This is a genomic window from Kitasatospora sp. NPDC091335 (assembly GCF_044757205.1).
GTDB lineage: Bacteria > Actinomycetota > Actinomycetes > Streptomycetales > Streptomycetaceae > Kitasatospora.
Genome location: NZ_JBIVUM010000006.1, coordinates 174,296 through 193,774, shown reverse-complemented (window position 1 = coordinate 193,774; position 19,479 = coordinate 174,296). Strand labels below are relative to the sequence as shown.

Annotated in this window: 21 protein-coding genes; 13 read left to right on the top strand and 8 right to left on the bottom strand. The window is 75.6% G+C overall.

Annotated features, from left to right (window positions below):
- Positions 1-141: 141 nt before the first annotated feature.
- Both ACIQOW_RS16495 and ACIQOW_RS16490 read left to right on the top strand, forming a co-directional pair.
- Positions 142-1,974 (top strand): 2-isopropylmalate synthase, encoded by a 1,833-nt coding sequence (locus ACIQOW_RS16495; protein WP_401084920.1) that lies wholly within the window; start codon positions 142-144, stop codon positions 1,972-1,974.
- Positions 1,971-2,453 carry a YbaK/EbsC family protein gene (locus ACIQOW_RS16490; RefSeq protein WP_401084918.1) on the top strand — a complete coding sequence of 161 codons (483 nt, stop codon included), beginning with the start codon at positions 1,971-1,973 and terminating at the stop codon, positions 2,451-2,453. The genes ACIQOW_RS16495 and ACIQOW_RS16490 overlap by 4 nt, the downstream gene beginning before the upstream one ends.
- Here ACIQOW_RS16490 and ACIQOW_RS16485 read toward each other — a convergent pair.
- A complete protein-coding gene (locus ACIQOW_RS16485; RefSeq protein WP_401084915.1) occupies positions 2,416-2,565 on the bottom strand; it encodes a hypothetical protein in 150 nt (49 codons plus the stop codon). The two genes, ACIQOW_RS16490 and ACIQOW_RS16485, sit on opposite strands and share 38 nt — an antisense overlap.
- Before the next feature lie 224 nt (positions 2,566-2,789).
- Here ACIQOW_RS16485 and ACIQOW_RS16480 point away from each other — a divergent pair, with 224 nt between their 5' ends.
- Positions 2,790-3,350: a hypothetical protein gene (locus tag ACIQOW_RS16480; protein ID WP_401084912.1), complete on the top strand. Its 561-nt coding sequence runs from the start codon at positions 2,790-2,792 to the stop codon at positions 3,348-3,350.
- A gap of 31 nt (positions 3,351-3,381) precedes the next feature.
- Positions 3,382-5,166: an acyl-CoA dehydrogenase gene (locus tag ACIQOW_RS16475; RefSeq protein ID WP_401084909.1), complete on the top strand. Its 1,785-nt coding sequence runs from the start codon at positions 3,382-3,384 to the stop codon at positions 5,164-5,166.
- A gap of 39 nt (positions 5,167-5,205) precedes the next feature.
- On the opposite strand, the gene ACIQOW_RS16470 is transcribed toward ACIQOW_RS16475, so the two are convergent.
- A complete protein-coding gene (locus ACIQOW_RS16470; RefSeq protein WP_401084906.1) occupies positions 5,206-6,009 on the bottom strand; it encodes a DUF4037 domain-containing protein in 804 nt (267 codons plus the stop codon).
- A 232-nt stretch (positions 6,010-6,241) separates the two neighbouring features.
- Here ACIQOW_RS16470 and ACIQOW_RS16465 point away from each other — a divergent pair, with 232 nt between their 5' ends.
- Positions 6,242-7,477, top strand: coding sequence for a glycosyltransferase (locus ACIQOW_RS16465; protein ID WP_401084903.1), 1,236 nt, complete (start codon positions 6,242-6,244; stop codon positions 7,475-7,477).
- Positions 7,478-7,523: 46 nt separating this feature from the next.
- Here the strand turns inward: ACIQOW_RS16465 and ACIQOW_RS16460 are convergent, their stop codons facing one another.
- From ACIQOW_RS16460 to ACIQOW_RS16450, 3 genes are all read right to left on the bottom strand, one after another.
- Positions 7,524-7,667 (bottom strand): hypothetical protein, encoded by a 144-nt coding sequence (locus ACIQOW_RS16460; protein WP_401084901.1) that lies wholly within the window; start codon positions 7,665-7,667, stop codon positions 7,524-7,526.
- A 74-nt stretch (positions 7,668-7,741) separates the two neighbouring features.
- Positions 7,742-8,668, bottom strand: coding sequence for a hypothetical protein (locus ACIQOW_RS16455; protein ID WP_401084898.1), 927 nt, complete (start codon positions 8,666-8,668; stop codon positions 7,742-7,744).
- A complete protein-coding gene (locus ACIQOW_RS16450) occupies positions 8,665-9,198 on the bottom strand; it encodes a SigE family RNA polymerase sigma factor (protein WP_188298979.1) in 534 nt (177 codons plus the stop codon). The genes ACIQOW_RS16455 and ACIQOW_RS16450 overlap by 4 nt, the downstream gene beginning before the upstream one ends.
- 212 nt (positions 9,199-9,410) lie before the next feature.
- Here ACIQOW_RS16450 and ACIQOW_RS16445 point away from each other — a divergent pair, with 212 nt between their 5' ends.
- From ACIQOW_RS16445 to ACIQOW_RS16425, 5 genes are all read left to right on the top strand, one after another.
- Positions 9,411-10,172 carry an alpha/beta fold hydrolase gene (locus tag ACIQOW_RS16445; RefSeq protein ID WP_401084896.1) on the top strand — a complete coding sequence of 254 codons (762 nt, stop codon included), beginning with the start codon at positions 9,411-9,413 and terminating at the stop codon, positions 10,170-10,172.
- 128 nt (positions 10,173-10,300) lie between these two features.
- Complete coding sequence (locus ACIQOW_RS16440; protein ID WP_401084893.1) at positions 10,301-11,056, top strand: alpha/beta hydrolase; 756 nt, start codon at positions 10,301-10,303, stop codon at positions 11,054-11,056.
- A 248-nt stretch (positions 11,057-11,304) separates the two neighbouring features.
- Positions 11,305-11,484, top strand: coding sequence for a hypothetical protein (locus ACIQOW_RS16435; RefSeq protein WP_401084891.1), 180 nt, complete (start codon positions 11,305-11,307; stop codon positions 11,482-11,484).
- Positions 11,481-12,512, top strand: a complete 1,032-nt coding sequence (locus ACIQOW_RS16430; protein WP_401084888.1) for an urease accessory protein UreD — start codon at positions 11,481-11,483, stop codon at positions 12,510-12,512. The genes ACIQOW_RS16435 and ACIQOW_RS16430 overlap by 4 nt, the downstream gene beginning before the upstream one ends.
- A gap of 335 nt (positions 12,513-12,847) precedes the next feature.
- On the top strand, positions 12,848-13,324 hold the full coding sequence (locus tag ACIQOW_RS16425) for an SUKH-4 family immunity protein (RefSeq protein WP_401084886.1): 477 nt from the start codon (positions 12,848-12,850) through the stop codon (positions 13,322-13,324).
- A 31-nt stretch (positions 13,325-13,355) separates the two neighbouring features.
- Here the strand turns inward: ACIQOW_RS16425 and ACIQOW_RS16420 are convergent, their stop codons facing one another.
- Both ACIQOW_RS16420 and ACIQOW_RS16415 read right to left on the bottom strand, forming a co-directional pair.
- Positions 13,356-13,820 (bottom strand): protein phosphatase, encoded by a 465-nt coding sequence (locus tag ACIQOW_RS16420; protein WP_401084883.1) that lies wholly within the window; start codon positions 13,818-13,820, stop codon positions 13,356-13,358.
- A 25-nt stretch (positions 13,821-13,845) separates the two neighbouring features.
- Positions 13,846-15,261, bottom strand: a complete 1,416-nt coding sequence (locus ACIQOW_RS16415) for a LuxR C-terminal-related transcriptional regulator (RefSeq protein ID WP_401084880.1) — start codon at positions 15,259-15,261, stop codon at positions 13,846-13,848.
- Between the two features lie 148 nt (positions 15,262-15,409).
- On the opposite strand from ACIQOW_RS16415, the gene ACIQOW_RS16410 reads away from it, so the two are divergent.
- From ACIQOW_RS16410 to ACIQOW_RS16400, 3 genes are all read left to right on the top strand, one after another.
- Complete coding sequence (locus ACIQOW_RS16410; protein WP_401084878.1) at positions 15,410-16,339, top strand: NADP-dependent oxidoreductase; 930 nt, start codon at positions 15,410-15,412, stop codon at positions 16,337-16,339.
- Between the two features lie 253 nt (positions 16,340-16,592).
- Positions 16,593-17,324, top strand: coding sequence for an MIP family channel protein (locus ACIQOW_RS16405; RefSeq protein WP_401084875.1), 732 nt, complete (start codon positions 16,593-16,595; stop codon positions 17,322-17,324).
- A 235-nt stretch (positions 17,325-17,559) separates the two neighbouring features.
- Positions 17,560-18,348 carry an SDR family NAD(P)-dependent oxidoreductase gene (locus tag ACIQOW_RS16400; protein WP_401084872.1) on the top strand — a complete coding sequence of 263 codons (789 nt, stop codon included), beginning with the start codon at positions 17,560-17,562 and terminating at the stop codon, positions 18,346-18,348.
- A 91-nt stretch (positions 18,349-18,439) separates the two neighbouring features.
- Here the strand turns inward: ACIQOW_RS16400 and ACIQOW_RS16395 are convergent, their stop codons facing one another.
- Positions 18,440-19,357 carry an NAD(P)-dependent oxidoreductase gene (locus tag ACIQOW_RS16395; protein WP_401084869.1) on the bottom strand — a complete coding sequence of 306 codons (918 nt, stop codon included), beginning with the start codon at positions 19,355-19,357 and terminating at the stop codon, positions 18,440-18,442.
- Positions 19,358-19,479 lie beyond the last annotated feature (122 nt).

Here is a 19,479-nt window from a genome sequence, read left to right as displayed (position 1 = left end):
CGGCATGCAGCCGTGGACGCTCCCCCCGGGAGGCCTTCTTCTTGGTGGCCGCAGCGGGGCGTGACCTGACCGGCACCCCGCTGCGGGGCGCCGTCCTGCCGGTCTCCGGTACCTGCCGATGCCTGCCGATGAGGACCGTTCATGCCATCGTCCGCACGATTCCCGAACCTGCACGCCCCCGCCGGTCCCGTCCCGGCCGGCGCCCCCGCCTGGAACCCCCAGCGCGGCGGCACCATGCCCTCCCACCGCTACCGCCCCGCCCACGAGCGGGTGCACGTGCCCGCCCTGCTGCGCCGCTGGCCCGGCCGGCGGACCGAGCGGGCGCCGCTGTGGGTGCCCGTCGACCTGCGCGACGGCAACCAGGCGCTCGCCGAGCCGATGGACCCGGCGCGCAAACAGCGGATGTTCGACCTGTTCCTGGCCATGGGCTTCAAGGAGATCGAGGTCGGCTACCCCTCCGCCAGCCGGACCGACTTCGACTTCGTCCGCCAACTGGCCACCACCCCGGGGGCCGTCCCCGAGGACGTCACCGTGGTGGTCTTCACGGCGGCCAGGGCCGACCTGATCGAGCGCACCTTCGAGGCCGTCGCCGGACTGCCCCGGGTGGTCGTCCACCTCTACACCGCCACCGCGCCGCAGTGGCGCGAGGTCGTCCTCGGCAAGGAGCGCGCGGAACTGCGGGCGCTGATCACCGAGGCCGCGACCCTGATGGCCAGGCTCGGGGAGGGCCGCGACGGCCTGCGGTTCCAGTTCTCGCCCGAGGTGTTCAACCTGACCGAGCCGGACTACGTCCTGGAGGTCTGCAACGGCCTGACCCGGCTCTGGGACGCCAGCCCGGAGCGGCCCGTCGTGCACAACCTGCCGGCCACCGTCGAGATCGCCACCCCCAACGTGTACGCCGACCAGATCGAGTACATGGACCGCCACCTGGAACGGCGCGAGGCGGTGATCCTCTCCGTCCACCCGCACAACGACCGCGGCACCGGGGTCGCCTGCGCGGAACTGGCCGTGCTCGCGGGCGCCCAGCGGGTCGAGGGCTGCCTGTTCGGCAACGGCGAGCGGACCGGCAACGTCGACCTGGTGACCCTGGCGCTCAACCTGCACACGCAGGGCGTCGACCCGATGCTCGACCTCTCCGACATCGACGAGATCCGGCGCACCGTCGAGCACTGCAACCGGCTGCCCGTCCACGAGCGGCACCCGTACGCGGGCGACCTGGTGCACACCGCCTTCTCCGGCACCCACCAGGACGCCATCCGCAAGGGCTTCGCCCGGCACGCCGCGACCGCCGCCGAACTGGGCGTCCCGGAGCGGGAGGCGCCCTGGTCGGTGCCCTACCTGCCGATCGACCCGGCCGACCTCGGGCGGGACTACGAGGCGGTGATCCGGGTCAACAGCCAGTCCGGCAAGGGCGGGATCGCCTACCTGCTGCACGCCGGCGAGGGGCTGGAGCTGCCCAGGCGCCTCCAGATCGAGTTCGCCCGGGTGGTGCAGGAGGCCACCGACGACAGCGGGCGGGAGGTGACGGCCGAGGAGCTGTACGGGCTGTTCCGGGCCGAGTACCTGGACGCGGGAGCCGGGCGGCGGTGGCGGGTCGGCGACGACTGGGCCGAGGTCGACGGCCGCCGGGGGAGGGGCGCCGGGCCGCTGGACGCGGTCGCCGACGCGGTGGGCGTGGAGATCCTCTCCTTCAGCGAGCACGCGGTGGGCCAGGGGCGGGACGCGGTCGCGTACGTGGAGGCCAGGGTGGGCGGTCCTGACGGTTCCGGCACTCCGAACGGCTCCGGTGCTCCTGGCGGCCAGGACGGCTCCGGCGGCCGGGTGGTGTGGGGCGTCGGACGGGACGCCTCGGTGCTCACCGCGGGCGTACGGGCGGTGCTGAGCGCCGTCGGACGCGCCTCGGCACGGCAGGCCGACGAGAGGGACACCGCCGGTGCGGAACTCCTCGGCGCAGAGGGCATGATGGGCCGATGACCTCCTCCCTCCCCACCCGCAGCCAGGCCGTCGCCGAAGCGCTGGCGGCGGCCGGCGTCCCCGGCGAGATCCGCGTCCTGCCCGACTCCGCCCGCACCGCCGCCGAGGCCGCCGCCGCGCTCGGCTGCGAGGTCGGCGCCATCGCCAACAGCCTGGTGTTCGTCTGCGACGGTGCGCCCCTGCTGGTGATGACCAGCGGCGCCCACCGGGTCGACACCGCCCACCTGGCCGGGCGGCTGGGCACCGGACCGATCGAGCGCGCCACCGCCACCCAGGTCCGCGAGGCCACCGGCCAGGCCATCGGCGGCGTCGCCCCGACCGGCCACCCGGCACCGCTGCGCACCGTCGTCGACACGGCCCTCGAGGCGTACGAGGTGCTCTGGGCCGCCGCCGGACACCCGCACACCGTCGTGCCGATGAGCTACCGGGAACTCCTCGCCGTCACGGGCGGAACCCCGTCCACGGTGGTGGCCGACTGACCGACCGGGGCCGGCCGGCCCCGGGGCCGGCCATGGTGTCCACCAGGTCGGCCGCCCAGCCGGCGAAGCCGTCGGCGGGCTGCTGGGCGACGGCGAGGATCGTGTGCTGCATGCGGGGCTCCAGAGTGGTCGGGGGACGGCTCGTCCCCGGCTGTTTCCACGCTAGAAAGTGCAGGTCAGCCGCGGTATGCGGGTTTCCGGCGAACCGCTTGCGGGTTTCCGTACCGCCGCGCCCTGCGGTTTTCCGCAGGGCGGCGGCGCATCGGCGAAGGCGGCGGACCGGGCCCGCGGTGAACTCGGTGGCGGCATCCCCGGCCGACGGGGCAGGATGGCGCGATGGACGCCGCATTCACCCTGGCCTGGCGGCACACCGCCGGCCTGGTGTTCCCCGAGGACCTGCCGATGGCCGCCGCCGAACTGCTGGGGCGGGGCATCGGCGGGGATTCGCCCGCGCTGTGCGAACTGGCGGGGCGGCAGGGCCGGGGGGAGCCCTCGGACGAGCTGACGGGGCTGCTGCACCGGGCACTGGGGGAGCTCGGCCTGCCGGTCCCGGACGACGAGTTCGCCCGGCGCTGCCGGCTGCACCACACGGCGGCCCGGCTGACGTCCGGGGAGATCACGCCGGGGGAGGCCGCCGTCGCGCTCTGGGCCGGGAGCCTCTCGGAGCCGACCGCGGCGGAGCGGCGGCTGGAGGACGTCGTCGCCGAGATCTGCTGCCCGGGCTGCGTGGAGACCACCTGGCCGGCCGAGGCGGCGCGGAACTGGGAGCGGGAGATGGCGGAAGCCGCCGCCGTGGTGGCGGCCTCCGCCATCTCCCGATCGTCGCCTCCTGGTACCGGGGCTGACCTCCCGCCGGAATCGCCCGCGGGTGCGGTGATCTCGGTCACAGGGCCGTAACCTCTGCGGCGCCCGGCCTTTGATCGGTTACATGACACCGACGACCGCCGAGCTGTCCCGCCTCCTCTTCGGCCCCGACCGTCAACGCGTCCACGAGCCCTGGCGGGAGCTCACCGCGGACCCCGCCCTGCACAGCCGCCCCGAAGCCCCGGTGGCCGACCGGATCGCCGCGTCCTACCGGCGGTTGCGGCAGCTCAACGCCCACACCGACCCGGCCGCCCTGGCCGGCGACCCGCTGCTGCTCGCCGCCCTGCACGAGTGGACCGCCGTGGTGGACGGCGGTCTCACCGTCCTCGCCGGCATCCACTACAACCTGTTCCTCGGCACCCTGCTCGACCACGACCGGTCGCCCAAGCGCCCGCTGGACGACTACCTGCGGATGGACCGGACCGGCACCTTCCTGTGCACCGAACTCGGCCACGGCAACGACGCCGCCGCCCTGGAGACCGTGGCCGACTACGACCGGACCGACCGCGGCTTCACCCTGCACACCCCCGGCCCGTCCGCCCGGAAGTTCATGCCGAACACCGGCCCCGCGGGCGGCCCCAAGTCCGCGGTGGTCGCCGCGCGGCTGCGGGTCGACGGGCGCGACCACGGGGTCTTCCTGTTCCTCGTACCGCTCACCGGCGGGGACGGGCGCCCGCTGCCCGGCATCGCCGTCGACCCGCTGCCGGAGCGTCCCGGCAGTCCGGTCGACCACTGCCTCACCTCCTTCGACCGGGTCGGCCTGCCGTACGAGGCGCTGCTCACCGGCGCCCACGGCCGGCTCGCCGACGACGGCACGTTCACCAGCGCGGTCGGCAGCAAGCGGAAACGGTTCCTCACCGCGATCGGCCGGGTGACCGTCGGCAAGCTGTGCATGAGCGCCGCCGCGATCGGCGGGGCCAGGGCCGCGCTGGCCACCGCCGTCCGGTACGCCCAGCACCGCGACGTCGCCGGGGCCCGCCCCGACCGGCGCGTCCCGGTCTGGGCCCACCGCACCCACCACGGCCCGCTGCTGGACGGCCTCGCCACCGCGTACGCGATGACCGCCCTGCACCGCGCAGCCGCCGAGTGCTGGGCCCGGCACGACCCGGCCGCCCCCGAGGAGCCGGCCGCCGCCGAACGGCAGGTCGCCATCGCCAAGGGCTGGACCACCTGGCAGGCCCGGGACCTGGTCACCGAGGCGCGCGAACGGTGCGGTGCCCAGGGGCTGCTGACGGTCAACGGGATCACCGCCTACGCGTCGGACGTGGAGGGCACCATCACCGCCGAGGGCGACAACCTCGCGCTCTGGGCCAAGGCGGCGGCCGAACTCCTGCTGGAGGACCCCCGGCCCGCCGCCGCGCCGGTGACGGGCGGCCTCGACGACCCGGCCGTCCGCCAGGGCCTGCTGCGCACCGTCGTCCGGCTGCGGCTCGCCCGCGCCCGGGCGCGGCTGCGCGAGGCACCGGCCGGGGACGGCCTGCGGCGGTGGAACGCGGCCGCGCCCGACGCCCTGGCCGCCGTCACCGCGCGCGCCGAACACGACGCGGCCGCGGCCCTGCTCGCCTGGGCCGAGGACGCCCGGGAGGACACCGCCCGCTCGCTCCTGCACGACCTGCACCGGGTGTTCACGCTGCGCCGGATCGACGCGCACGGGACGCTGCTGCTCGGCGCCGGAGAGCTGACGGCCTGCCAGGCGGCCCAGCTGCCCGGATTGCAGGAACGATCCGTCGCACGACTGTCCGAGCACGCGCTCGCCCTGGTGGACGCCTTCGCCCTGCCCGACTCCTTCTACGCCCGGCGGCCCATCACCGGGCCCGGCTACCAGGAGGCGTTCGTCCACTCCGGCTGAGGCCGGGCCGGCGCCCCGGCGCGGCCACCGTCCCCCGGCTCAGCCGTCCAGCGCGGCCACCGTCTCCCGGGCCAGCTCCCGCGCCCGGGCGACGGTGGCCGTCAGCTCGGCCGCCGAACCGCCGGGCGCCCCCAGCAGGGCGCGGACGCGGTCGCCGAAGTCCGCCGGGGCGTCCGGGAGCCGGCCGGCGACGGCGAGGGCCCCCTTCTCGTTCAGGCACCAGCGGCGGTGGTGGGCGTACAGGGCCTGGACCAGGACGCCGACGGCCCGGGACAGACAGAGCGAGACGTGCAGGACGTCGGCGCGGGCGGCACTCCTGGCCGCGGTGTCGAGCAGGAAGCCGGCCTCCCAGGCGGCCGCCGTGAGGGCCTCGCGCAGCGGCTCCGGATAGGCGGCCGTCTGCCGCCTGAGGTCCGTCAACTCGCCGGTGGGGTCGGCCAGGGGCTGCCCGAGGGCGACCTCGCCGGGGTAGCAGGGCGACCAGAAGCCGAGCGGGTGGCCGGCCTGCACGCCCACCTCGTAGCGGCCCTCGCGGCAGTCCGCCCACACCCGGCCGACCCGGTCGAGGTCCCGCAGGATCCAGTCCACCGCGACCCCGTCGACCTCCAGCCACGCCCCGCCGTTCACCCACGGACCCCAGCCGCCCGGGCCCGCCACCTCCACCCCGGGGCCGGCCAGCGCGCGCAGCCCGTCAAGGTCGAGGCCGCCCCGGTAGTACACCCCGAGGTCCCAGTCCGACTCCGGCCGCTCCTCGCCCCGCGCCCGGCTCCCGCCGAGCATCACCCCCACCACTCCCGGCACCCGGGCGAGTCGACCGGCCATGTCCTCGATGATCGCGCGCATGGGAGGAGTCTGGCAGGCGGTGCGGGGGACGGCCGGGGATTTCCCGGCCGACCGGCGGCCGGAAGGGCCCTGCGGTCAGGGGGAGTTCGGGGCTGCGCCGGCGCTCGCGGAGGCGTACCCACTCCTCGCCACTCTCAACGTATAGCGCACGGAGGGCCTTGCCACAAGGCCCCGGTGATGCCGCAGAATCACCGGCTTGAGGACGCAAGCCGAAGGAACGGGGAGTCACGACGTGCGAGTGGTGTTGTCGACGTACGGGTCGCGCGGGGACGTCGAGCCGATGGCCGCGCTGGCGCTGCGGCTGAAGGACCTGGGCGCCGAGGTGCGGGTGTGCGCGCCGCCGGACGAGGAGTTCTCGACGCGACTGGCCGAGGCCGGGGTGGACCTGGTGCCCGTCGGGCAGTCGGTGCGCGCGCTGGTCAGCGGCCCGCCCCCGGCGCCCTCGGACCTGCCCGAGCGGGCCGCCGCGCTGGTCGGGCAGTTCCACGCGGCGGTGCTCGGGGCGGCCGGACCGGGCGGCGCGGTGGTGGCCACCGGCCTGTTCCCCGCGGTGGCCGGCGCCCAGGCGGCGGCCGAGCAACTGGGTGCCCGCTTCGTGTGCGTCGCCCTCCAGCCGACCATGCTGCCCTCCCCGCACCACCGGCCGTTCGAGTACCCGATGCTGCCGTACCCGGCGGAGGTGACCGACCTCCGGGAGCTGTGGGAGCTGAACATCGGGACGATGAACGCCCTGTTCGGGGCCGCGGTCAACACCCACCGGGCGGCGGTCGGGCTGTCGGAGCCCGACAACGTGCGGGACCACGTCCTCACCGGCCGGCCCTGGCTGGCCACCGACCCGCTGCTCGACCCGTGGCCGGGCCCGGGCGGGGCCGAGGGTGGTGCGGGCGTGGCCTGGCCCGAGGTGGTGCAGACCGGCGCGTGGATCCTGCCGGACGAACGCCCGTTGCCCGCCGGCCTGTCGGCCTTCCTGGCGGCCGGCGAGGCGCCGGTGTACGTCGGATTCGGCAGCATGCCGCTGCGCGACGCCCCGGACACCGCCCGGGCCGCCGTCGAGGCGGTCCGCGCGCAGGGCCGCCGGGTGCTGCTCGGCCGCGGCTGGGCCCGGCTGGCCGAGGTGGACGGGGCCGCGGACTGCTTCGCGGTCGACGAGGTCAACCAGCAGGCACTGTTCCCGCAGGTCGCCGCCGTCGTCCACCACGGCGGCGCGGGCACCACCACCACGGCCGCCAGGGCCGGCACGCCCCAGGTGCTGGTCCCGCAGATGGTGGACCAGCCGTACTGGGCCTCACGGGTCGCGGAGCTGGGCATCGGCGTCGCCCACAGCAGTGGCCGGACCCCGACCGCCGGCTCCCTCGCCATCGCCCTGCACCTGGCGCTCACCCCCAGGACCCGCGAGCGCGCCGCCGCCCTCGCGGCCGGGATCCGCACGGACGGTGCGGAGCGGGCCGCGGAACTGCTGCTGGGCTGAGGAACGGCGAGGAGTGGGAAGTCGGCCGGGCCGACTTCCCACTCCGTCAACCGCCGGCGGAAACGGCCTCCTGACCGACCACCACACCCCGGGCACGCCGCAGGGCGAGATGCGTCGACCAGGCCAGGCCGAAGGTGAAGGGGGCCGCGGTGCCCTCCGGCGGGCCGGGGACGGCGGTGCAGACCGCCATGACCGCCAGCGGCGCCCAGGGGGCGAGCGCGACGCGCCGGAGGACGCCGCCGGGCCGGGACCGGAACCGGCTCGTCAGGAGACCGGTTCGGTCAGGTACTTGGCGCCGGCGTCCGGGAGCTTCCTGCCGTCCTTGTCGAAGAACTGCCAGGACGTCGCCCGCAGGGTGCCCGGGCGGGCCACCACCATCTCGCGGATGGGGGAGTCGGCCACGGTGACGAACGGCGGCTCGGTGGTGGAGCCGTCCGCCCAGGTCACCAGCACCCGGCCGACGTCCGGGCCGAGGGAGATCAGCACCACGTCGAGCGGGGCCACGGTGTCGCCCTTGCCCCGGTGGCCGACCAGGCCCCCGCCGAAGGTGGTCCGGTTGCGCGGGTCGAGCTTGCCGGGGGCCGCCTGGGAGCCCTCGGAGTCGTGGCTCAGCCGCACCCCGTCCACCGTGAAGTAGACGTTGGTGACATCGGAGTCCGGCTGCCAGTACCGCTGGACGAACTCCTCCGTCGGCTTGGGCACCGCCGAGTCGTACTTGCTGCGCTCCTCCCACACCGCCGTCGCCTGTTCGAACGCCCGCTCCTTCGGGGCCACCGGCCACAGGGCCTCCCACAGCTGCCACTGCTTGCCGTCCGGGGTGCTGCCCTGCCCCAGCAGCACCCGTACGGGGACGAACGGGTCGCGCACGGCGGAGGCGGTCGGGGTGGCGCTCGCCGCCGGCTGGAGCACGGCGCCGACACCCGCCGGACCGATCTCCCGGGCGGGCGCCCGGTCCGGGCGCAGCTGCGCCACCGCCCCGACGCTCAGGGCCATCACCGAGGCCAGCGCCAGCGTGCCGACCACGGTGCGGCGGCGCTGCCGCAGCCTCCGGCCGCCCGCCACGATGTCCGCCACCGGCGCCTGGCCGATCCGCGCGCCCGCCGCGGCCTCGGCCAGGCCGAGCCCCACCCACACGTCCTTGCCGTCCGCCATGTCCGCCCCCACGCCGTCCGGGTCCGTACCGTTCCTCATGCCGCTCCTCCGATGTGTGTCGTGTCCTTGAGCTCCACCAGCGCCGAGACCTGCCGCAGCCGCGCGATGCCCTTCGCGGCGTGGCTGCGCACCGCGCCCACCGAGCACCCCATGGCCGCCGCCGTCTGGCTGTCGCTCAGGTCCTCCCAGTGCCGCAGCACCACCGCCTCGCGCTGCCGCGGCGGCAGGGTGGCCAGCGCGGCCAGCAGGGCCCCGCGCTGGTCGGAGCGGGCGAAGCCGTCCTCCACCCGGGCCGCGTCCGGCACCGCGTCCACCAGCAACTCCGGCGGCCGGCGGCGCCAGCGGCGCGCGTGCTGGTTGACCAGGATCCGTCGCACGTAGGCGTACGGATCGTCGGCCCTGCGCACCTTCGACCAGGCCGCGCAGGCCTTCTCCGCGGCCGACTGCACCAGGTCCTCGGCCGCGTACTGCTCGCCGGCCAGCAGGTACGCCGTCCGCACCAGGCGCGGCCAGACCGCGACGATGAACGCCTGGAACCCTTCGTCCCGAACACTCTTCGCTTCTCCCATGAGCACCTCCTTCACCCGTCCAGAGCCCGGGGCGGCCGGAAACGCTTACCGGTGCCGCCGAGCCCGCCTCCGGGCGGGGCTCATCCGGACGGGGCCTTCATCAGGGAGGTACGGGCGGGCGGGGCGCCGAGGGTCGGTGGGGCGGAGGGCCGGCGGTGCGGGCCCGCCGGAAACCGTTTGGGGAACGGCAGCCGGGGCACTACCATCCGCCGGTGATCATTTCTCATGACGTGGCAGGCAGCGGGCCCGCCGTCGTACTGCTGCACTCCTCGGTGTGCGACCGGCGGATGTGGGACGCCCAGTGGCAGCCGCTGATCGACGCCGGGTACCGGGTGGTCCGCTGCGACTTCCACGGCTTCGGCGACACGCCGCTCTCCGACGTCCCGTACAGCGACACCCGGGACGTCCTCGCGCTGCTCGACCACCTGGGCATCCAGGCCGCCGCCCTGGTCGGCGCCTCCCACGGCGGCCGGATCGCGCTCACGGCGGCGGCGCTGCGCCCCGAGGCGGTCACCGCGCTGGCCCTGCTCGGGGCGGGCATGCCGGGGCACCGGCCCAGCGACACCCTGCGCGCCTTCGGCGGGCGCGAGGACGAGCTGATCGAGGCCGGGGAGATCGACGCGGCCGTCGAGCTGAACGTCGGGTCCTGGCTCGGCCCGGAGGCCGACGAGGAGACCCGGGCGAGGGTCCGCCGGATGCAGCGGCACGCCTTCGACGTCCAGCTGGAGGCCACGGTCGGCCCCGACCGCGAGGACGTCGACCTCGGCCGGATCACCGCCCCCACCCTGGCCGTGTCCGGCGCCCACGACTTCCCGGACTTCCGCGAGATCGCCGCCGCCCTCCCCGGCCTCCTCCCCGACGCCCGTCACCGGGAGCTCCCATGGGCCGGCCACCTCCCCAGCCTGGAGCGCCCGGCCGAGACCACCGAACTGCTGCTCGCCTTCCTGCGCGAAGCCGTCCCGGCCGCGCGGTAGCGCCCGGCGGTCCGACGACCGGTCCGACGACCGTTGCGGTGGGCGGTCCGACGACCGTTCCGGCAGGCGTTCCGGCGGCAACCGGAAAAGCCGGGACTCGAACGAGTGTCGGGAGCCATGATGGCTGGGTGCACTTCACCTCGGAATCCAGCGCGGACGGCGTGACCCAGCGCCGTTTCACCCTCGACGGCGTGCCCGGTGTGCTCTGGCAGCCGGACGGACCGCCCCTCGGCGGGCGGCCGTTGGTGCTGCTGGGGCACGGCGGCGGTCAGCACAAGCTGGGGCCCGGGGTGGTGGACCGGGCCGGGCGCTGCGTGCGGCTCGGGTTCGCGGCGGTGTCCTTGGACGCGCCCGGGCACGGGGAGCGGTCGCGCAGCGCGCAGGACGAGCGGTTCGCCACCGAGACAGGGGAGTTGATCGCGGCGGGCCGGCCGGTCAGCGCCTGGGTGGCGCGGCACACGGCGGCGGTCGCGGAGCGGGCGGTGCCCGAGTGGGTGGCCGTGCTGGACGCGCTGGACTCCCTGGAGGAGCCGGGCGGGGAGCCGGGCGGCCTCGGGCCGGTCGGCTACTGGGGGCTGTCGCTGGGGAGCGTGATCGGCATCCCGCTGGTGGCGGCCGAACCGCGCATCGTCGCAGCGGTGTTCGGGCTGACGGGCCACGCGTCGCAGACGGCGGCGGCCGAGCGGGTCGGCGTGCCGGTGGAGTTCCTCCTCCAGTGGGACGACGAACTGGTCCCGCGGGCGGGGGCGTTGGCGCTGTTCGGCGCGCTGGGTTCGCGCGACAAGACGCTGCACGCCGGTCCGGGCGGCCACCTGGACGTGCCGGAGCTCGAACTGGCCTCGTCCGAACGGTTCCTGGCCCGGCATCTGATCCGGACGAGCTGACCGGGGGCACCGGCGCCGGCTACGCCAACCGTCAGTAGAACTTCGCAAAGGATTTCTCCCTGCAACGGTCGTGACCGGCGCCTGGTTCAACAGATTGTTGCAGCCCAGTGCCCCGTCGGTCACCTTCCGTGGATTCGGCATGACCCGTCGTGCTCCCTGGACTTCGCATTCCGCAGGAGTACGGTTCCGGAGGAATCGCCGGGGCCTGCTTCCGGGCATGCCGGCCGTACCGGGAATTGGTGCGCGGGATGGGTCAGCAAGAGGGTGGGGAGAGCGCCTCGGTGGCGGCTCGTCCGATATCGGGCAGGGTGGTCGCGGAAGTCCTCCGGGGCGTCGCACAGGTCGATTTCATGCCGTCCGTCGTGTGCGGGCTCTTCTTCGTGGCCATCGCGGCCTTCCTGGAGGCCTTCCGCAAGGTCTCGGCGTGACGCCTTCCCCGTCGTTCCCGACCGCGGCGGCGTCCCGGCTGGATCCCCGGCTGGATCCCCGGCACTACGAGCCGGACCGCGTCCCGTCCGAGGTCCTGCGGTACGCCGGGACGCCCGACACCCTCGCGGTCGGGCGTCCCGGCAAGGTCGGGCTGCTGGAGCTGGCCTTCGAGGAGGTCGGCGGGCGCACCGAACTCACCGGCCACTACCAGAAGTCGCCGTTGCAGATCATGCGCCCGCTGTACTTCGACCCGGCCCGCCCCGACCTGGCCGTCACCTTCCTGATGTCCACCGGCGGCGGCATCCTCCAGGCCGACCGGCTCCGCACCGACCTGCGCTGCGGGGCCGGCACCGCCGTCCACCTGACCACCCAGGCGGCCACCAAGGTCTACCGGATGGAGCACGACTACGCGACGCAGCTGGTCAACCTGACGGCCGGGCCCCGCGCCTACGTCGAGTACCTGCCCGAGCCGGTGATCCCCTTCGTCGACTCGCGCCTCTACCAGCGGACCGTCCTCACCGTCGACCCGGCCGCAACGGTGCTGGCCGGTGAGACCGTCCTGGCCGGCCGGCTAGCCAGGGGCGAGCGCAACGCCTACCGGGTGTTCGCCTCGGACCTCGAAGTGCGGCGTCCGGACGGCGGGTTGGTGGCCCTGGACACGGTGCGGCTGGTGCCCGCGCGGGCCGGGTCCTGGGCCGGCGGCGGGGCCGGGGGCGGGGCCGGGGGCGCAGGCGTCACCGGCCCGGCGGTGCTGGGCGGGCACGACGTGATGTCCAGCCTGTACGTGCTCAGCCCGCTCGCCCCGGCGGCCAGGATCGCGGACGTCCTGCACGAGGCGGTGGCCGGGTGCGGGCGGCCGGGCGGCGACCTGCTGTCCGGGGTCAGCGTGCTGCCGCAGGACGGCGGAGCCTGGCTGCGGCTGCTCGGTTCCGACACCAGGGCCTGCGCTGCCGCCCTGCGCGCCGCCTGGGACGCGGTCCGGCGGCTGCTGATCGGGGTGCCGGCGCCGGAGTTGCGGAAGACGTAGCGCCCGCCGGCTCGGACGCCGGCGGACTCCGGCTCGGCCCCGGGCCTGAGGGAGTCCACCGGGCCGGACCCCATGGCCGCCAGGCGGGCGGCCTGTCGGTGGCCGAGTTCGACCGTGCGGTTCATGTGCCGTAGCAGGAAGGCGAGTTCGGCCTCGGTGTCCTCGGCGAAGACGGCCGTCCAGTCGGTGAACAGCTCGCGCCACACCGTCCCGAAGCGCTCCAGGGCCTCGGGACGGACCGCGACGAGCACCCGGCGGCGGTCCGCCTCGTCCCGTTGCCGGGCGACCATCCGGGCGGACCTGCCTGTCGGAGGCGGAGGCTAGGTTCTCCCGGTATGAACGATGCCGAACTCTCCTCACTCCTGGCCGGATGCGCCGCCCGCTGCCCCTACCCCGGGGCCTGGCAGGAGGGGCCGCTGACGGAACGCGCGGTCGACGGGGTGCGGTACGTCCTGGTCGCGGTGGATCCCGAGGTGAGTGCCCTCGGGGTGCGGCGGGAGGACGGCTCGCTGTGGTGCCTGCCGGAGGGCGGCGAACCCCAGCTGGTGAACTCCGGCGTCGAGGCGTTCGTCGCCTTCACCCGCGCCTACGAGAAGGCCGCCGCCGAGGCCGACGCGTACGACGGCCCCGGTGCGGGGCCGGACGAGGGGCTGGACGGGAACGAGGCCGTGGACCTGGCCGAGCGGGACGCCGACGAGCTCACCGAAGCCTTGCTGGAGCGGTTCGCGGAGCTCGACGCCGAGGCCGTCGCCGACGAGAACGCCTTCTGGTGCGTCGCGGCGGAGGAGCTGGGCTACGGCATGAGCGTGTGACCCGCGCCCCGCGCCCCGCGGCCACGGTGTGTCACCTTCCCAGCCGCTCCACGAACTTGCGCTGCCACGGGGTCTCGACGGCGTGCCGGCTGTAGTGCTCGCGCACGTAGGCCACCGCCTCGGCGGCCGGGACGCCGTCCAGGACGGCGATGCAGGCGAGGGCGGTGCCGGTGCGGCCGCGGCCGCCGGCGCAGGCGAGTTCGACGCGTTCGGTGGCCGATCGCTCCCAGGCCTCGTGGAAGGCGTCGGCGGCGTCCGCGCGGTCGGTCGGGAGGCGGAAGTCGGGCCAGCGCACCCAGCGGCTCGGCCAGTCGACGGTCGGCGGGCGGCCCAGCAGGTAGAGGCCGAAGGCCGGCGGCGGGCCCGGCGGCAGCGGGCGGCTGAGGCCGCGGCCGCGCAGCAGCCGGCCGGAGGGCAGTCGCAGGATGCCGGGGGCGGCCGGGTCCCAGGTAGTGGGGTCGCAGGCGGCCGGGCCGCAGGTGGTCGGGTCGGGCACGGGGTCTCCTCTCGGGGCGGGGTGTTCAGGATGCCGCGTGCAGTCCGACCGGCCCGCGCGGCAGTCCGGCGCGGTGGGCCAGGGCGGCGGCCTCGCCGCGTGAGGAGACGCCGAGCTTGGCGAGGATGTTGGCGACGTGGAACTTCACCGTCGACTCGCTGATGTGCAGCGTCGCCGCGATGTCCCGGTTGCGGCGGCCCAGGGCCAGTTCGTCGAGGACCTCCAGCTCGCGCGGCTGGAGGCCGTCCAACGGGTCCCCGGAGAGGGAGGGTTCGGGCAGGGCGAGCGGGAGGTCGACGGTCACCGTGGTGCCCCAGCCGGGCACGGCCTCGACGCCGTGGCGTCCGCCGAGGGCGGTGATGCGGTCGACGGTGCGGTGGACGGTGAGGGCGTCGGCGGCGAGCAGGCCGAGGCCGTCGCCGCGCACCACGGCGCGCAGCAGGCCGTCGGCCGTGAACCGCCAGCTCACGTGCAGCCGGGTCGGCTTCTCCTGCTCCAGCATCAGCAGCACGGCCGCCCGGACGGCGTCGCGGGCGGTGTGCGCGGCGTCCGTGGGGACGGACCGGTCGGCCTGCGCCGGCGGCGCGACGTCGAGGCGGACCCGGGTGTGCCGCAGCAGCGGGCGCAGCTCGCGCACCAGCCGGGCGAAGGCGGCGTCGGCGGGCTGCTCGCTGAGGGTGCGGTCCAGTTCGGCGCTCCGGCGCAGGTCGAGCAGGGCGGTGACGGCCAGCTCGGTGGCGTGCCGGCGGGCCGTGGCGTCGTCCAGGTCGGCCGAGCGCAGCGGCGCCAGGATCGCGGTGAGCGCCGCGCTGTGGGTGCCGGTGAACTCGGCGATGGCGCGGGCGCGACCGTTGGCGGAGGCGCGGGAGGCGGCCGTCTGGGTGGGGGCGGCGTCGGTGGCGCGGTGGTCGGAGTGGGCGATGACCAGGTCCCACAGCTGTTGCAGGACGGCGAGCGCCCCGGGTGGCACCGGCGCGGTGTCCGACCGGACGAGGACCAGGACGGCGCCGTTGTCGTCGCCCGGTGTGGCCGCGGTGACCACCAGTGGCCGGGGCCGTCCGGCGAGTTCGGCTTCGCCCTGCCAGGGCCGGCCGGCCGAGGTCGTCCCGGCGGCGCGTTCGGCCAGCCGGGACAGGTCCAGCGCGCTGATCGCCCCGGTCAGCTCGGCCGGGCCGCAGCTGCGGGTGGGGCTGAACGTGCAGACGCCGCTGAGCTGGGCGAGCGCGGTGTGCGGGACGAGGGTGGCGAGCACCTCGGACAGCCGCGGCAGGACGTCGGGCCGGGGAGCGCGCAGCACCTCGACGGCGCGGGCCAGCGCGTCCTCGGGGCGGCCCCAGTGCTGCCGCCAGGCCTCGGGGGTGCCGTCCGTGCCGCTCGTGCCGCCCCTGGCAGTCGTGCCGTCCGCGTCGTCCGTGCCGTCCATGCCGTCGATGCCGTCCATGCGGCCCAGCCTAGTTCGGGTGCCGTCGATCCCGCCTGGCCGTTCGGACAGGTCGAACCCTCCGAAGGACCGGCTGGTCGTGTCCGGCCCCGGTTCCAGGATGGAGGTGTCGGGAGAAACCAACTCCCCTGGAACCGAAGGGCCTTCCATGACCAAGGCGATCTCCTACTCCGAGTTCGGCGGCGCGGACGTACTGCGCCTGACCGACATCGACCTGCCCGTCCCCGGCCCCGGTCAGGTGCGGGTCGCGGTCCGCGCGGCGGGCGTCAACCCGGCGGACCGCAGGCTGCGCACCGGCGAGCTGGCCGGGCTGTTCCCGTTCGCGTTCCCCATCGTGCCGGGCTTCGAGGTGTCCGGTGTGGTCGAGGCCGTCGGCGCCGGGGTGAGCGGCTTCGCGCCCGGCGACGAGGTGTTCGGCGCGCCGATGGGCGGCGGCTACGCCGAGCACGCGGTGGTGGACGTGGCGAGGCTGGCGCACAAGCCCGCCACGCTGGGCTGGGAGGAGGCCGTCGCGATCCCGACGGCCGCCGAGACCTCCGAGCGGGCCCTCGACGTCCTCGGTGTGCGGTCCGGCGAGACGTTGCTGGTGCACGGCGCCGCCGGCGGGGTGGGCACCGTGCTGCTCCAGTTCGCCCGGGCGCGCGGGATCACCGTGGTCGGCACCGCGAGCGAGCCGAACCACGCGCACCTGCGGGAGCTCGGCGCGATCCCGGTGACGTACGGCGAGGGCCTGGCCGAGCGGGTGCGGGCGGCCGCCCCGGGCGGGGTGGACCGGGCGCTGGACGCGGCCGGGCGGGGCGGGGTGCTGCCGCTGTCGATCGAGCTGACGGGCAGTGCGGACCGGGTGCTGACGATCGCCGACATCGAGGGCGCGCAGGAGCACGGCGTCCGTTTCAACGGCGGGGCCGAGGGCGTCGAGCCCTACCACCGGAGTGCCTACGCGGCCGCGCTCGCCCTGCACGAGGCGGGCACCCTGAGGCTGCCGCTGCACCGGGTGTTCCCGTTGGCGGAGGCGGCCGAGGCGCACCGGGTCAGTGAGGCCGGGCACGTGCGCGGCAAGATCGTGCTGACGGTCTGACAGGCGTCCGCCGCCCGGCCGCCGGGCCGGCCTCCGCCCACCCTGACCCGCCTTGATCACCTATGACCGTTTTGCGTAAGCCTTGCCATTTCCGTACGGTTTCATCCGTTCGGAGTAATTCGGCAGGCGGGCGCGCCGTGAACACGGCGGTGGGCCGTTCGGCCGACATGCGGTCCCTCGAACGGTCGACCAGGGTTGGCCGAACGTGGGCGGCACCTAACCGCCTGCCCTGACGGTCAGGAGGACCAGGCGTATGGGTGGAACGGACAGGCGGGCGGTGATCGGCGAGTTCCTCGGGACTCTGCTGCTGGTGCTGCTGGCGGTGGGTGCGGCCGTGCTCGCGGGGGAGGCGATCGGCCCGGTGGGCATCGCGTTCGCGTTCGGCTTCGTGCTGCTCGCGCTCGCGTACGCGCTGGGGCCGATCTCCGGCTGCCACGTCAACCCGGCGGTGACGCTCGGCTTCCTGCTGGCCCGCCGGATCGACGCGCGCACGGCGGTGTCGTACTGGATCGCGCAGCTGCTCGGCGGCACCGCCGGCGCGGCACTGGTCCTGCTGCTGGCCAAGCAGATACCGGGCCTGGAGACCCACGGCAAGCTCGGCACCAACGGCTGGGGCGAGCGCTCCCAGATGCACATCAACGCCGGCGGCGCGTTCCTGACCGAGGTCGTCCTCACCTTCCTGCTGGTCTACGTCGTCCTGTCGGTCACCCACCGGCTGGCCGCGGTCGGCTTCGACGGGCTGCCGATCGGCGTCGCGCTGGTGGTCGTCCACCTGGTCGGCATCCCGCTCACCGGCACCTCGGTCAACCCGGCGCGCAGCTTCGGCCCGGCGCTCTTCGCGGGCGGCGACGCGCTCTCGCAGCTGTGGCTGTTCCTGCTCGCCCCGCTGGTCGGCGGCGCGCTGGCGGCGGGCGTGCACCTGCTCACCCACCCGCAGCCCAACCTCCCCGTGGCGGAGGCGCTGGCCACGGACGCGCGGGTGTAGCTCCCGCGGTCCAGCCGGCATTGACGGCAGCGACGGCCGGGACGGCATTGACAGCAGCGACGGACGGGACGGCCGGGACGGCATTGACGGCAGCGACGGACGGGACCGTACTGACGGTCCCGGCCGTCGCTGCCGTCGTTTCCACCCGGCGACTTTCGAGCCCCCGACCGGCCGGATCCGGCGCCCCGGCCGAAGGGCCCCCGCTCCCGCCCGCCCGCTGGGTAGAGTCGCCGCCATGGTGACTGTGAACGCGGGAACCCCCGCGGCCGGGCGGCTGGCCGGCCGCTCCTGTGTGGTGACGGGCGCGGCCAGTGGCATCGGGCGGGCCACCGCCGAACGATTCGTCCGGGAGGGCGCGTCGGTGGTCGCCACCGATGTGGACGCGGCCGGGCTGGGCCGGCTGGCCGGGCAGTTCCCGGGCGCCGTCAGCACGGTGGTCGGCGACGTGGCCGACGACGCGGACGCCCGCCGGATGGTGGCCGCCGCCGTCGAGCGGCACGGGCGGCTGGACGTCCTGGTGGCCAACGCCGGGGTCATCCCGCTGATGGAGATCACCGAGGCCACCGCCGAGGACTGGGACCACGTGATGGCCGTGGACGGCCGCGGCATGTTCCTCACCTGCAAGTACGCGATCGAGGCGATGACCGCGCAGGAGCGGCCCGGCGGCTCGATCGTCTGCCTCTCCTCCATCTCCGGCGAGGCCGGCCAGCGCGGCCAGGCGGTGTACGGGCCCGCCAAGTTCGTCGCCTCCGGCCTCACCAAGCACCTCGCCGTCGAGTGGGCCGACCGCGGCATCCGGGTCAACGCCGTCGCCCCCGGCACCATCACCACCGAGCGCGTCGCCCGGCTGTACGACGAGCCCGGCGGCTCCGAGTACCTCGCGGCGATCGAGAAGCTGCACCCGATGGGCCGGCTCGGCGACCCGGCCGAGGTCGCGGCCGCCGTCCTCTTCCTCGCCTCCGACGACGCGTCCTTCGTCACCGGGGTCGTGCTGCCGGTGGACGGCGGGTACCTGGCGCAGTAGGGCGGTCGTGCGGTCGTGCGGTCGTGCGGTCGTGCGGCAGTGCGGCAGTGAGGCAGCGCGGCTGTGCGGCAGTGCGGTCGTGCCGCCGGTGCTACGGCCGGCCGGGGAGGCCGGGCTCCGCCGCGAGCAGCTCGACCAGGGCGGACACCCCCTCCGGCCCGTGCCCGGCCGCGACCGCCCGCCGGGTGAGCGCCAGTGCCGCGTCCAGTACGGAGGTGTCCAGGCCGCGCGCCCGGGCGGTGTGGGCGACGTGCGCCAGCCCGGCCTCCGCGGAGGCGAGGCTGCTCCGGTCGCCCGGGTGCCGGCGCTCGTCAGCGCGCCGGGCGAAGTCGTCGATCAGCGGCGGCAGCATGCGCGGCAACCCCTGGGCGTACGGCGCGAGTTCGGCGCCGCCGATGCCCTCGGCACGGGCCAGGGCCAGGGCGTGCAGCCAGCCGTGCACGGTGGTCCAGAACAGGTCGAGCAGGGCCGCGTCGAAGGCCGCGGCCCGGCCGGGGTCCGCACCCATGTGCCGTACGGTGCCCAGCGCCCGCAGCGTCGCCTCGTGGGCGGCGAAGACCGCGGCGTCGCGGCTCAGCAGGACGGTGCCCTCCGGGCGGCCGATGGTCGGGGTGGGGGTGAGGATGGCGGCGTCCAGGAGGTCGAAGCCCCGGGCCTCGGCGTCGACGGTGTTCGCCCGTGCGTCGCCCGGCGCGATCGAGGTGGCGTTGACGACGGTCCGGCCGCGCAGCGCGGGCCCGGCGGCCTCCAGCACGGCCCGGGCGGCCGGCTGGTCGCGGACGCAGAGCAGGACGAGCGGGGCGTCCGCCACCGCCTCGGCGGCGCTCGCGGCAGACCGCGCGCCGAGGGCGAGGAGCTCGGAGTCCCGGCCCGGCGTGCGGTTCCACACGACGACCGGATGGCCGGCGCCCCGCAGCGCCCCGGCCAGCGCCCGGCCCATCGGGCCCAGGCCCAGCACGGCAACGGCGGTACGGGTGAGGGTGGTTGAGGAAGATCGTTCGTTCGGCATGGCGGTTACGCTAGAGCTTCACGCCGACGGCAGAGTCAAGGCGGAGGACCGCGACGGGGCGGCGCGATGGAGCGGCGCGACGCGGAGCCGGCGCGGAGAGTCCGGGTGGAGGGTCCAGGCGG

Bases quoted from the DNA above. Each gene is read 5' to 3' on its own strand.
- ACIQOW_RS16455 (WP_401084898.1), bottom strand. From the start codon at position 8,668: ATGAGGAACGGTACGGACCCGGACGGCGTGGGGGCGGACATGGCGGAC.
- ACIQOW_RS16475 (WP_401084909.1), top strand. From the start codon at position 3,382: ATGACACCGACGACCGCCGAGCTGTCCCGCCTCCTCTTCGGCCCCGAC.
- ACIQOW_RS16495 (WP_401084920.1), top strand. From the start codon at position 142: ATGCCATCGTCCGCACGATTCCCGAACCTGCACGCCCCCGCCGGTCCC.
- ACIQOW_RS16410 (WP_401084878.1), top strand. From the start codon at position 15,410: ATGACCAAGGCGATCTCCTACTCCGAGTTCGGCGGCGCGGACGTACTG.
- ACIQOW_RS16435 (WP_401084891.1), top strand. From the start codon at position 11,305: ATGGGTCAGCAAGAGGGTGGGGAGAGCGCCTCGGTGGCGGCTCGTCCG.
- ACIQOW_RS16400 (WP_401084872.1), top strand. From the start codon at position 17,560: ATGGTGACTGTGAACGCGGGAACCCCCGCGGCCGGGCGGCTGGCCGGC.
- ACIQOW_RS16460 (WP_401084901.1), bottom strand. From the start codon at position 7,667: ATGGCGGTCTGCACCGCCGTCCCCGGCCCGCCGGAGGGCACCGCGGCC.
- ACIQOW_RS16485 (WP_401084915.1), bottom strand. From the start codon at position 2,565: ATGCAGCACACGATCCTCGCCGTCGCCCAGCAGCCCGCCGACGGCTTC.
- ACIQOW_RS16480 (WP_401084912.1), top strand. From the start codon at position 2,790: ATGGACGCCGCATTCACCCTGGCCTGGCGGCACACCGCCGGCCTGGTG.
- ACIQOW_RS16470 (WP_401084906.1), bottom strand. From the start codon at position 6,009: ATGCGCGCGATCATCGAGGACATGGCCGGTCGACTCGCCCGGGTGCCG.
- ACIQOW_RS16490 (WP_401084918.1), top strand. From the start codon at position 1,971: ATGACCTCCTCCCTCCCCACCCGCAGCCAGGCCGTCGCCGAAGCGCTG.
- ACIQOW_RS16405 (WP_401084875.1), top strand. From the start codon at position 16,593: ATGGGTGGAACGGACAGGCGGGCGGTGATCGGCGAGTTCCTCGGGACT.
- ACIQOW_RS16395 (WP_401084869.1), bottom strand. From the start codon at position 19,357: ATGCCGAACGAACGATCTTCCTCAACCACCCTCACCCGTACCGCCGTT.
- ACIQOW_RS16450 (WP_188298979.1), bottom strand. From the start codon at position 9,198: ATGGGAGAAGCGAAGAGTGTTCGGGACGAAGGGTTCCAGGCGTTCATC.
- ACIQOW_RS16415 (WP_401084880.1), bottom strand. From the start codon at position 15,261: ATGGACGGCATCGACGGCATGGACGGCACGGACGACGCGGACGGCACG.
- ACIQOW_RS16425 (WP_401084886.1), top strand. From the start codon at position 12,848: ATGAACGATGCCGAACTCTCCTCACTCCTGGCCGGATGCGCCGCCCGC.